This window comes from Mongoliimonas terrestris (assembly GCF_001927285.1).
Lineage (GTDB): Bacteria > Pseudomonadota > Alphaproteobacteria > Rhizobiales > Pleomorphomonadaceae > Chthonobacter > Chthonobacter terrestris.
In genome coordinates this window covers 218,396-229,713 of record NZ_MSIG01000008.1, presented here as the reverse complement: position 1 = coordinate 229,713, position 11,318 = coordinate 218,396, and the positions used below count along the sequence as shown (strand labels likewise).

Here is an 11,318-nt window from a genome sequence, read left to right as displayed (position 1 = left end):
CTTGTCGGCGACCTCTTCGACGTCGTACCGGAGCTCGTGAACGGCTTGAGCTGACACGGCTTGAGCTGTCAGAGCGTTCAGCGATCGCGCCGCTGACTTCACGAGAGCCGAACCGAACCGACCCTCTGGCGCGCCGGCATCGTGTTTCAGCCGCCATCTCGGCTCGATCAACAGCGCTCCGTCCGGATCTCACTCCATATCGGCGAGCCGATACCCGATGCCCGGTTCGGTGACGATGACCGGATGCTCCTCCGTCGCCCCGAGCTTCTGGCGGATCTGCCCGACGTAGACCCGCAGATACTGGGTGTCCCCGGCATGCGAGGGACCCCAGACGGCCGTCAGGAGTTGACGATGGGTCAGCACCGTGCCGGCATTCCGGGCGAGGAGGGCGAGGAGGTCGAACTCCCGGCGGGTCAGGCGGATCTCCTCGCCGTCCTGCGTCACCCGATGGGCGGCAAGATCGATCCTGCACCGACCGACGCCGATCACCGAAGGAGCCGCGCGGCCGGGACGATGCTTGCGAAGCGCGGCCCTCACGCGCGCGAGCAGTTCCCCGACGCCGAAGGGCTTGTTGACGAAATCGTCGGCGCCAAGGTCCAGCGCCTCGATCTTCTCGGCCTCCCGATCGCGTGCGGAGAGAATCACGACGGGAACGTCGCTCCAGGCGCGGAGGCGCTGCAGCACGACCTTGCCGTCGATGTCGGGCAGCCCGAGGTCCAGAATGACCACGTCCGGCGCCTGACCGGCGGCGAGCGACAGCGCCTCGCGCCCGTCCTTGGCCGACGCAACGACATATCCTTCCGCCGAAAGGGACGGGCACAGGAAGCGGTGGATCGCCGGTTCGTCGTCGACGAGGAGGACGGTGGTCATGGCTCGGCCCTCGGCCGGGGAAGGAAAAGGGTGAAACGCGCGCCGCGGCCGTCCGCGACCGGGCTTTCGGCGCGCACGGAACCACCGTGGGCTTCGCCGATGCCCTTGGCGATCGCGAGGCCGAGGCCCGAGCCCTCGCCGCCGTCTCCGCGGTCGGACGCGGCACGGACGAATTTCTCGAAGAGGAACGGCAGCAAGCCGGGATCGATGCCCGGTCCATCGTCCTCGATGGTGAGTCTCAAGGCCCGGTCGTCGGCCGCCGCCGCGATGGCGATCGTCGCCACGGGACCAGCGTAGCGCACGGCGTTGCCGAGGATGTTGCCGAGGGCCTGTTCAAGGAGGATGGGATCGGCGAAGGCGAGCGGAAGGTCCGGCGTGGTCGTCACGGTGATCGCCTGCGTCGCTCCACGCCGCCGGGTCGCCGCCGCGACCCGCTCCAAGATCTCACCGACATCCGTCCAGTCCATCCGGATCTCCAGCGCCCCCGCCTCCAGCCGCGTCATCGCGAGCAGGTTGCGCACCATGGTGTCGAGATGCTCCGCCTCCTGCCGGATGGAGTCGAGCAGATCGGCGCGCTGGTATGGCGCCAGCCTGTCGCCGAGCTCCGTCAGGCTCGTCGCCGCGCCGAGCACGGACGCGAGCGGGGTTCGGAAGTCGTGACTGATGGAGGCGAGCAGGATGTTGCGGACCCGCTCCGTCTCCGCCGCCATCCGGGTCGCCTCGATCTCGCCGGCGAGCGTGGCGCGGTCGAGAGCGACGGCGGTCTGCTCGACGAGGCTGTCGAGGAGCGAGCGCCGTTCGGGATCGAGCGCCACGCCGTCCGGCGCGTCCTCCACGCCCACGACGCCGATCGGGCCGCGCCCGGCGCAGCGGCAGGAAAAGCCAGGGCACGTTCGGCAGGGTTCCGGTGTCCGCGCCGGCCACTTCCTTGCGCTCGAAGGCCCAGCGGGCCGCCATCATCGACGAGGTATCCAGCCTGTCCTCGGGCGGCCAGGCGGCGGCGATCGCGAGCCCGCCCGGTTCCTCGCGCAGAAGCACGGTGCTGCGGCCGACGATCGCGTGAATCTCGGAGGCCGCCGCCTCGGCCACGGCATCGGCTGCAGGCAGCGCGGAGAGCTTGCGGGTGAACTCGTAGAGCCGGCGCGTCGCCCGGACGCGGTGGATCGCCGCGCGGGCCTGCTCGCGGGCCCGTCCCGCGACCGCCGAGGTCACGACGGCGATCAGGAGGAAGATGGCAAGTGCCAGGAGTTCGTGCGGGCGCGCGATGGTGAACGTGTAGAGCGGGTCGATGAAGAAGAAGTTGTAGGTGAGAAAGGACAATACGGAGGCATAGATGGCGGGCCAGACACCGGACCGGACGGCCGGCACAAGGACGGCCGTCAGGAACAGCATCGAGATGTTGGGCAGAGCGACCACCTGGGTCAGCCCGTGGCCGATCCCGACGGCGAGCGCCACGCCAAGCGTCGCCTCCAGGTAGCCGCGGAGCGGACCCGGATCCGGCAGCCGGTCGCGCCAGGACGGCCGCGCATCCTGCCCGCGGTCCGACGTCACCACGTGGACGGCGATCCCGTCGGCCGCATGGACGAGCGCTTCGGACACCGCCGCGCGGAACCAACGTGCAAAAGGCTTCCGGCGGGCGCGGCCGACCACGATCTGCGTCACGTTCTCGAAGCGGGCGACGCGCAGGATCTCCTCGACGAGATCCGTTGCGACAACCAATCGGGTTTCCGCGCCGAGACGCTCGGCGAGCCGCAGGGCGGCATCCCGCCTCGACCGGGCAGCGGAATCGAGATCCGACCCCGGACGTTCGACGGCGACCGCGAACCAGGAGGCGTCCATCAGGTCGGCGAGTCGCTTGGCGTGGCGGACCACGCGCGCCGCGGCCGCGTCGGACCCGACGCAGACGAGGATCCGCTCGCCAGCCGCCCAAGGCCCCTCGATGGCGCCGCCTTTCATCCGCTCCACGAGATCGCTGTCGACGCGGGCGGCCACGCGGCGGAGCGCGAGTTCGCGGAGCGCCGTCAGGTTGGATGGCTTGAAGAAGTTCTGCACCGCCCGCGCCGCGGTGTCCTCCACATAGACCTTGCCGTCGGCGAGCCGCTTCAGGAGCTCGTCCGGCGGCAGATCGACGAGGACGATGTCGTCGGCCTCCTCGAGCGCGCTATCCGGGACGGTCTCGCGGACGCGGACGCCGGAAATCCTCTGGACCACGTCGTTGAGGCTTTCCAGATGCTGGACGTTGAGCGTGGTCCAGACGTCGAGACCCGCGTCGAGCAGTTCCCTGACGTCCTGCCAGCGCTTCGGGTGGCGCGAGCCGGGGACGTTGGAGTGCGCGTATTCGTCGACGAGCAGCAGCGCTGGCTTCCTTGCCAAAGCCGCGTCCACGTCGAACTCCGGGACGAGACGCCCGCGATAGGCGATCTGAGCCCGCGGCATCACCTCCAGCCCGCGAAGGAGGGCCTCGGTCTCCCGGCGGCCGTGGGTCTCCACAAGGCCGACCACCACCTCCGCCCCGCCTTCGACCGCGGCCCGCGCCGCCTGCAGCATGGCGAAGGTCTTGCCGACCCCTGGGGCCGCCCCGAGGAACACACGAAGCTTTCCCCGCCCCTCCCGTCCGGCGAGGGCGAGCAGGGCATCGGGCGAGGCGCGGGGCGGCATCGAGGCGGCCATCGGTCAGGGTTTCAGGTCGTCGAGGGCGGCGTTGAGGGCGAGCACATTCACCCGCGGCTCGCCGATCAGGCCGAAGAGGCGCCCCTCGACGGAGCCGAGCACGACGGCCCGCACTTCGGCCTCCGGCAGGCGGCGGGCCTTTGCGATCCGCGGCACCTGGAGGAGCGCGGTGTCGGGCGAGATGTGCGGATCGAGGCCGCTGCCGGACGTGGTGACGGCGTCCGCCGGAATGAGGCCCGTGATGCCGCCCGACCGGAGGGTGCCCACGTCCGCCGTGATGCGGTCGGCGAGCGTCCGCGCCGTCGGGGCAAGGTTCGAACCCGACGAGGCGAGGCCGTCGTAACCGGCTCCGGCGGCAGACGGACGCGGGTGGACGTATCCCGGACCCGTGAAGGTCTGCCCGACCAGGGCGGATCCGATCACCGCGCCGTCCCGTGTGACGAGACTGCCATTCGCCGCGGCGGGAAACACGGCCTGCGCGATCCCGGTCACGGCCAGCGGATAGGCGATGCCGAGGAGGAGGGTGAAGGCGGCGACGAGGACGACGGCGGGCCGCACCTGCGCGGCGAGCGTCGAGGGACCTTCCGTCTGCGCCGCCGTTTCGATGCGCTGTGAGACTGTCATGGGTTCGATCCTTCAGGCGAGGCCGAGCGCGGCGATGGTCATGTCGATGATCTTGATCCCGACGAAGGGCACGATCAGGCCGCCAAGGCCATAGACCGCAAGATTGCGGGACAACACAGAAGCGGCATCCACAGCCCGGTAGGGAACGCCCCTGAGGGCCAGCGGGATCAACCCGATGATGATCAGAGCGTTGAAGATCACCGCGGAGAGAATGGCGCTTTCCGGCGTCGCCAGGCTCATGACGTTGAGGACGCCGAGTTCCGGGATGGCGGTGACGAACAGCGCCGGGATGATGGCGAAGTACTTGGCGACGTCGTTGGCGATCGAGAAGGTCGTCAGCGAACCCCGCGTCATCAGGAGCTGCTTGCCGATCCCGACGATCTCGATGAGCTTCGTCGGGTCCGAGTCGAGGTCGACCATGTTGCCGGCTTCGCGGGCGGCCTGCGTGCCGGACTGCATGGCGACGCCGACGTCCGCCTGGGCGAGCGCGGGGGCGTCGTTGGTGCCGTCGCCGCACATGGCGACAAGCCGGCCCTTGGCCTGTTCGGCACGGATGTAGGCGAGCTTGTCCTGCGGCGTGGCCTCCGCGATGAAGTCGTCGACGCCGGCCTCCGACGCGATGGCCGCCGCCGTGACCGGATTGTCGCCGGTCACCATCACGGTGCGGATGCCCATGCGCCGAAGCTCGGCGAAGCGGGCCTTGATGTCGGGCTTGACCACGTCCTTGAGGTGGATGACGCCAAGAAGGCGCCCGTCCTCCGCCAAGCCGAGCGGCGTGCCGCCGGACCGGGCGATCCGCTCGACGGCCTGGGCAAAGGCCGGCTGCTCGGCGACCGACGCTCTGCCCTTTGCGACGAAGCGGCGGACGGCGTCGACCGCGCCCTTGCGGATGCGGCGCGCACCGATGTCGACGCCGGAGAGCCGCGTCGCCGCCGAGAAGTCGATGAACGCCGCGCCGTCCGGCCGGGTCCCCGGCGTCGCGACGCCGTAGCGCTCGGCCACGAGCTTGACGATCGACTTGCCCTCGGCCGTGTCGTCGGAAAGGCTTGCCAGCAGCGCCGCCTCGGCCGCCACCGCCTCGGCCACGCCGGGCATGGCGATGATCTCGGCCGCCATTCGGTTGCCGAAGGTGATCGTGCCCGTCTTGTCGAGAAGCAGGGTATCCACGTCGCCCGCCGCCTCGACCGCCCGGCCGGACATGGCCATCACGTTGAATCGGATCAGCCGGTCCATGCCGGCGATGCCGATGGCGGAAAGGAGGCCGCCGATCGTGGTCGGGATCAGCGTGACGAGGAGCGCGACCAGGATCGGCACGGAGACGGCCGCCCCGGAATAGGCCGCAAGCCCCGAGAGGGTCACCACGGCGATCATGAAGATGAGCGTCAAGCCGACGAGGAGGATGGTCAGTGCGATCTCGTTCGGCGTCTTCTGGCGCTCGGCGCCCTCGACGAGGGCGATCATGCGGTCCAGGAAGGACGAGCCCGGCGCCGCGGTGATGCGAACGACGATCCAGTCGGAGAGCACGGTGGTGCCGCCGGTCACGCCGGACCGGTCGCCGCCCGCCTCGCGGATGACCGGCGCGGACTCGCCGGTCACGGCCGCTTCGTTCACCGAGGCGATGCCTTCCACGATCTCGCCGTCGCCGGGGATGAGGTCGCCGGCTTCGACGAGCACATGGTCGCCGACCGCCAGGTCGAGCGCCGAACCCTTGCTCCAGAGGGTGCGGTCGTCCGCGCGGAGCAGGCGCTTGGCGAGCGTGTCGGTGCGCGCCGTGCGCAGACTGTCGGCCTGAGCGCGACCGCGGCCTTCCGCAATCGCCTCGGCGAAGTTGGCGAAGAGCACGGTGAACCACAGCCAGGCGGTGATCTGCCCGATGAAGAGCACCGGGTTGCCTGTCATCAGATCGCGGACGAACAGGAGGGTGACGAGGGCGGCGACAACCTCGGTGACGAAGATCACCGGGTTCTTCGCGAGCGTCTTCGGGCTGAGCTTCTTGAAGGCATCGATGGCGGCCCGGCCGATCAAGTCGGAGGAGGCGACGGACGCGACGGTTTTGGTGGACATGTCGAAGGCACTCCGGCTTGCGGTCAGTACAGCGCGCCCGCCTGCATCTGCACGTGCTCGGCGATCGGGCCGAGGGCGAGAGCGGGGAAGAACTGCAGACCACCGAGAATGAGGATGATGCCGACCAGGAGGCCGACGAAGAGCGGCCCGTGCGTCGGAAAGGTGCCGGACGAGGCGGCGAGCTTCGGCTTGGCGACGAGCGAGCCGGCGATCGCCATCACCGGCACGATGAAGGCGAAGCGGCCGAGCAGCATCGCGAGGGCGAGGGTGGTGTTGTACCAGGGCGTGTTGCCGGAGAGTGATCCGAAGGCGGAGCCGTTGTTGCCGGCCGCCGACGAGTAGGCATAGAGAATTTCCGACAACCCGTGCGGCCCCCCGTTGCCGGGACCGGCGAGCCCCGCCGGGATCACTGCCGAAACCGCCGAGAAGCCGAGGATCGCTGTCGGCAGGACCAGGATGGCGAGCATGGCCATCTTGACCTCCTTGGCCTCGATCTTCTTGCCGAGATACTCCGGCGTGCGGCCGACCATCAGGCCCGCCACGAAGACGGCGAGAATCGCGACCACCAGCATGCCGTAGAGGCCGGACCCGACGCCGCCGGGCAGGATCTCCCCGAGTTGAATGAGCACCATCGGCACCATGCCGCCGAGCGGCGTGAAGGACGCGTGCATGGCGTTGACGGCGCCGTCCGAGAGCCCGGTCGTCACGGCCGCGAACAGCGCGGACATGGCAATCCCGAACCGGACCTCCTTGCCCTCCATGTTGCCGCCGGCCGGATCGAGCCCGGCTGCGGCCAGCATCGGCGTGCCGGCGCTTTCCGCCAGATAGCAGAGGCCGACCGCCGTGACGAGCAGAAGGCCCGTGACGGCGAGGATGGCCCGACCCTGTCGCCTGTCGCCGACGAGACGGCCGAAGGCGAACACCAGCGCCGTGGAGACCACCAGCATCTGCCAGATGGTCAGCATGTTGGAGAGGGCGTTGGGGTTCTCGAAGGGATGCGCTGCGTTGGCGTTGAAGAAGCCGCCGCCGTTGGTGCCGAGCTGCTTGATGGCGATCTGGCTTGCGACCGGCCCCATGGCAAGCGTCTGCTGCCCGCCTTCCAGGGTGGTGAGGACGACGGAACCGTCCAGCGTCTGAGGCGTGCCGAGAGACACTTGAACGAGGGCGGTGACGAGAGCGAGCGGAAGCAGGATGTAGAGCGTCGACCGCGTGATGTCGGCGAATACATGGCCCACGGTCGTCGCGCCCGAGCGCGAGAAGGCCCTGACGAACGCGATGGCGAGGGCCAGGCCCGTCGCCGCGCTGAGAAAGTTCTGCACCGTCAATCCGGCCATCTGGCTGAAGTGACTGAGTGTGCTCTCGCCGCTGTAGTTCTGCCAGTTCGTGTTGGTGACGAAGCTGACGGCCGTATTGAAGGCAAGGTCCGGTGCGACGGCACCGAACCCCTGCGGATTGAGCGGCAGGATGTCCTGGAGCCGGAGGATCGAAAAGAGCAGCGCGAAACCTGCGGCATTGAAGACGAGCATGCCGAGCGTGTAGCCGAGCCAACCCTGTTCGCGGGCGGGATCGACACCGGCGGCGCGGTAGAGCAGTCGCTCGGCAGGGGCGAGGACGGGCGTGAGGACTGTGCGCTCGCCGGCGTAGACCTTGGCCATGTACGCCCCGAGCGGAGCGGCGGCGGCAAGGACGAGGCCGAAGACGAGCACGATCTGGAGCCAGCCGACGAAGGTCATGGCGATCGCTTTCGTTGCAAGGATCAGAATCTCTCAGGCCGGATGAGCACGGCGATGAGATAGAGGGCGAGAGCGGCGGCAACGGCCGCGCCGAGGATGAGGTCGAGCATTGTGAGCCTCAGGCCCGGGCCGCCCAGCGGGCGTAGAGCGCCATCAGGGCGAAGAAGCCAAGACCGACGGCGAGATAGACGATATCGAGCATGGATGCCTCCTTGTTCAGGCATCCCATCCACTAGGCCCGATCGGCATAAAGGATCCATGCGGAATTGAAGCGGAGAAGTGCACGGCCTCCGCATGACCGCCCCCGGGCCGGTTCCGTTGAACGATCAGGCGTCGCTGCGGACCCGAAGCCCTGGGTCACTTGGCTTTCGGCAGGACGGCTGCGTGATGACGGGCGAGCGCGACAGGGTGCGGAAGGCGATGCCAAGGGTTCCGCCGTCTCGGTCCGGACGCCGCCGTGCCGGGCCGCTCCGCTGGCCTCTCCAGGCTCTTTCCATGGAGCCGCCCGCCGCGCTCTGAACACCCTCGTCGCGGCCCTGTGGAGGCCCGCCAGAGCTGGCGCACCCGCTCCACGACCACGACGGTCCCACAAGCGCCTGCGGGCGGCTCTGCATGTGCAGACAGAAGGCCGGCCTCTCGATCCACTTTGCTGGACGCAGGGTCGGTGCCATGGAAGTCGACGAGGGCCTCTGCCTCGTCTCGTTCATGCACGGCGATGTGGGAGATATGGACCTCGCGCAGAGGACCCTTCAGCCACTCGCCCCCCCGTTCGGCAGAGGGTTTTCAATTGAGTGACCGGACAAAACCGGCACCTGTCGGTCCGGCATGGGCAACACAGTCATTGGCGGAGAGAGAGGGATTCGAACCCTCGATACGGTTTCCCGTATACACGCGTTCCAGGCGTGCGCCTTCAACCACTCGGCCACCTCTCCAGGCAAACGGCAGTGCCGTCCGCGGGCGGCACTATACCCATCGGGGGGCGGGGTTCAAGCGACGTTTCGAGCGGGCGGGGCTGAATCGGGAAAGCCGGCGAAAAAGGCCGGAATGGCGGGTCAGGCGCTCATCTCCACGCCAGGGGCGCGCATGGGAACGAGCGCGAGCCGGGCGATGAGGGGGACGAGGTCGTCGAGGATGCGCGATTCGAGGGCGTCGAACACCGCCTGGGCGACGGCACGGCGCTCGCGCCGGTTCTCCACCAGCGCGGCGTCGCGGAGCGGCCAGCGGATCACCGCCCGCTCGGCCAACTGCTTCAGTTCCGGGGCGGTCCAGGTCACCGTGGCGAGATCCACCACCAGGTCCGGACGGCGGGCGCCCGGCAGGGCGAAGATCGGCCAGGCCTTCGGCTCCAGGCCCTCTGTGGCGATCGCCCGTGCGGCGAGCACGGCCTGCGCCTCCGCCAAAAGCCCGGGCGCCGGGTTGCGGCCGGCGCTGAAGGCTCTCACCCGGGCGTCGCCGCGGTGGTTCACGATCGCCTCGGCCATCAGGCTGGTGGCCGCGTTCGTCTCGCACAGGAACAGCACGTCGATCGGCTTCATCACCATCTCCCGATGTCCGAACCCGGGGCGAACCGGCCTCACCGACGCCCATCGGATGCACCATCGACATGTCACGGCGGTGACGCACCGGCCGGCCGCGGCGATCCTGATGAGGGGCTGGCAATGCATCGATCGCGCCAACTTCGCGATCAGGGCTTGGCCGAGCCTTGCGGCGGGCGCGGCCGCCCATCCGGCGGCTGGTGTCGCGCGTAGACGAGAGCATCGGTTTTGGTTCGCGAGGTGCCCGTCGTGCCGCTTTCCCTCTGGTGTCTTCTGGCGGCGATGATCCTGCCCATCGTGGCGGCCGGGCCGGCCAAGGTCCGGCCCGGCTTCAGCAACCGCGAGCCGCGCAACCCGGATTTCTGGCGGAGCGGCTTTCCGGCGCGCGCCTATGGCGCCATGCAGAACGGTTTCGAGGCCTTTCCGCCGTTCGCCGCGGCCGTGCTGGCGGGCCTTACCCAAGGCGGCGACCCTGCCATCGTGGACGCCCTGGCGGTGGCGTTCGTGGCCGCGCGCGTCGCCTATGTGGTCGCCTATTGGACGGACCGCGCGACCCTGCGCTCGATGATCTGGGTCGTCGGCTTTGCCTTGACTGCAGCCATTCTGCTCACGCCCCTGTGGGCACCGGTCGGAGATATATGAAGCTTCTGAAACTAATCAGAGCACGGCTGTTCGGTCCGATGTCTGTTACGGCCTAAAATTGCATCAGACGCTGGATGCGCGGCCTCCGTTCCGGCGTGGCGGCAGGGGCGCGACAGCAAGGCGAGGGGTGATCGGAGCGGCCCCGGACCACCGGGGACGAACCGCGCTGCAACACGTCGGGCTTGTCCGGACGGTGCGTGCGGCCGGGACAAAACCGGCGGGGGCGTTCGTTCAAGGCCCTGGCGCGGCGTGAACCGGGTCAGGGCAGTTCCCTGGCGCCGCCGCTCGTTCAGGGGCGGTGCGGCATGATCCGCGCGCCGGGATGGAGCCGCAGCCCCGGGCCAAGGCGGGGCGGCCGGCGGGGCTTGCCGCCGGCCGGACGCGATCAGACGCGGCGTTCCACCATCATCTTCTTGATCTCGGCGATGGCCTTGGCCGGGTTGAGGCCCTTCGGGCAGGTCTGCGCACAGTTCATGATGGTGTGGCAGCGGTAGAGCCGGAAGGGATCCTCCAGGTTGTCCAGGCGGTCGCCGGTGGCCTCGTCGCGGCTGTCGATCAGCCAGCGGTAGGCCTGCAGCAGGGTGGCCGGGCCGAGATAGCGGTCGCCGTTCCACCAGTAGCTCGGGCAGGAGGTGGTGCAGCAGGCGCAGAGGATGCATTCGTAGAGGCCGTCCAGCTTCTCGCGGTCCTCCCGGCTCTGCTTCCACTCGGTCTCGGGGGCCGGCGTGGAGGTGTGCAGCCAGGGCTCGATGGAGCGGTGCTGGGCGTAGAAGGTGGTGAGATCCGGCACGAGATCCTTCACCACGGCCATGTGAGGCAGCGGGTAGATCTTCACCGCGCCCTTCACCTCGTCCATGCCCTTGGTGCAGGCGAGGGTGTTCATGCCGTCGATGTTCATGGCGCAGGAGCCGCAGATGCCCTCCCGGCACGAGCGGCGGAACGTCAGCGTCGGGTCGATCTTGTTCTTGATCCAGATCAGCCCGTCGAGAACCATCGGCCCGCAGTCGTCGAGGTCGACGAAATAGGTGTCGATGCGGGGGTTGCTGTCATCCTCCGGATCCCAGCGGTAGATCCGATACTCCTTGAGCTTGGTGGCACCGGCCGGCTTCGGCCACACCTTGCCCTCGGTCATCTTGGAGTTCTTCGGCAGCGTGAGCTGGACCATGGTCCTTGCGCCTTT

At 69.0% G+C, this 11,318-nt stretch carries 8 protein-coding genes, 1 tRNA gene and 1 pseudogene; 1 reads left to right on the top strand and 9 read right to left on the bottom strand.

Annotated features, from left to right (window positions below):
• Positions 1–189: 189 nt before the first annotated feature.
• The 8 genes and pseudogenes from BUQ68_RS13825 to BUQ68_RS13785 all read right to left on the bottom strand — a co-directional run bounded on the left by BUQ68_RS13825 (position 190) and on the right by BUQ68_RS13785 (position 9,496).
• On the bottom strand, positions 190–870 hold the full coding sequence (locus BUQ68_RS13825; RefSeq protein WP_075216558.1) for a response regulator: 681 nt from the start codon (positions 868–870) through the stop codon (positions 190–192).
• A pseudogene (locus BUQ68_RS13820) lies at positions 867–3,540 on the bottom strand (DUF4118 domain-containing protein). The gene BUQ68_RS13825 and the pseudogene BUQ68_RS13820 overlap by 4 nt, the downstream one beginning before the upstream one ends.
• A gap of 3 nt (positions 3,541–3,543) precedes the next feature.
• Entirely contained in the window at positions 3,544–4,164 is a 621-nt protein-coding gene (gene kdpC / locus BUQ68_RS13815) for a potassium-transporting ATPase subunit KdpC (protein WP_083656568.1), read from the bottom strand.
• 12 nt (positions 4,165–4,176) lie between these two features.
• On the bottom strand, positions 4,177–6,228 hold the full coding sequence (kdpB, locus tag BUQ68_RS13810) for a potassium-transporting ATPase subunit KdpB (RefSeq protein WP_075216557.1): 2,052 nt from the start codon (positions 6,226–6,228) through the stop codon (positions 4,177–4,179).
• Between the two features lie 23 nt (positions 6,229–6,251).
• Positions 6,252–7,961 (bottom strand): potassium-transporting ATPase subunit KdpA, encoded by a 1,710-nt coding sequence (gene kdpA, locus BUQ68_RS13805; protein WP_075216556.1) that lies wholly within the window; start codon positions 7,959–7,961, stop codon positions 6,252–6,254.
• Between the two features lie 23 nt (positions 7,962–7,984).
• Positions 7,985–8,071, bottom strand: a complete 87-nt coding sequence (gene kdpF, locus BUQ68_RS24560) for a K(+)-transporting ATPase subunit F (protein WP_075216555.1) — start codon at positions 8,069–8,071, stop codon at positions 7,985–7,987.
• A gap of 732 nt (positions 8,072–8,803) precedes the next feature.
• Positions 8,804–8,893: transfer RNA gene (locus BUQ68_RS13790), tRNA-Ser, on the bottom strand.
• A 120-nt stretch (positions 8,894–9,013) separates the two neighbouring features.
• Entirely contained in the window at positions 9,014–9,496 is a 483-nt protein-coding gene (locus BUQ68_RS13785; RefSeq protein ID WP_175577816.1) for an arsenate reductase/protein-tyrosine-phosphatase family protein, read from the bottom strand.
• A 240-nt stretch (positions 9,497–9,736) separates the two neighbouring features.
• Here BUQ68_RS13785 and BUQ68_RS13780 point away from each other — a divergent pair, with 240 nt between their 5' ends.
• Positions 9,737–10,138: an MAPEG family protein gene (locus BUQ68_RS13780; protein ID WP_280949701.1), complete on the top strand. Its 402-nt coding sequence runs from the start codon at positions 9,737–9,739 to the stop codon at positions 10,136–10,138.
• 385 nt (positions 10,139–10,523) lie between these two features.
• On the opposite strand, the gene BUQ68_RS13775 is transcribed toward BUQ68_RS13780, so the two are convergent.
• On the bottom strand, positions 10,524–11,303 hold the full coding sequence (locus BUQ68_RS13775) for a succinate dehydrogenase iron-sulfur subunit (RefSeq protein ID WP_075216552.1): 780 nt from the start codon (positions 11,301–11,303) through the stop codon (positions 10,524–10,526).
• Positions 11,304–11,318 lie beyond the last annotated feature (15 nt).

What these genes read in the sequence shown, in the direction of transcription:
- BUQ68_RS13825 (WP_075216558.1), bottom strand. Translation starts at nt 870, where the DNA reads ATGACCACCGTCCTCCTCGTCGACGACGAACCGGCGATCCACCGCTTC.
- kdpC (WP_083656568.1), bottom strand. Translation starts at nt 4,164, where the DNA reads ATGACAGTCTCACAGCGCATCGAAACGGCGGCGCAGACGGAAGGTCCC.
- kdpB (WP_075216557.1), bottom strand. Translation starts at nt 6,228, where the DNA reads ATGTCCACCAAAACCGTCGCGTCCGTCGCCTCCTCCGACTTGATCGGC.
- kdpA (WP_075216556.1), bottom strand. Translation starts at nt 7,961, where the DNA reads ATGACCTTCGTCGGCTGGCTCCAGATCGTGCTCGTCTTCGGCCTCGTC.
- kdpF (WP_075216555.1), bottom strand. Translation starts at nt 8,071, where the DNA reads ATGCTCGACCTCATCCTCGGCGCGGCCGTTGCCGCCGCTCTCGCCCTC.
- BUQ68_RS13785 (WP_175577816.1), bottom strand. Translation starts at nt 9,496, where the DNA reads ATGAAGCCGATCGACGTGCTGTTCCTGTGCGAGACGAACGCGGCCACC.
- BUQ68_RS13775 (WP_075216552.1), bottom strand. Translation starts at nt 11,303, where the DNA reads ATGGTCCAGCTCACGCTGCCGAAGAACTCCAAGATGACCGAGGGCAAG.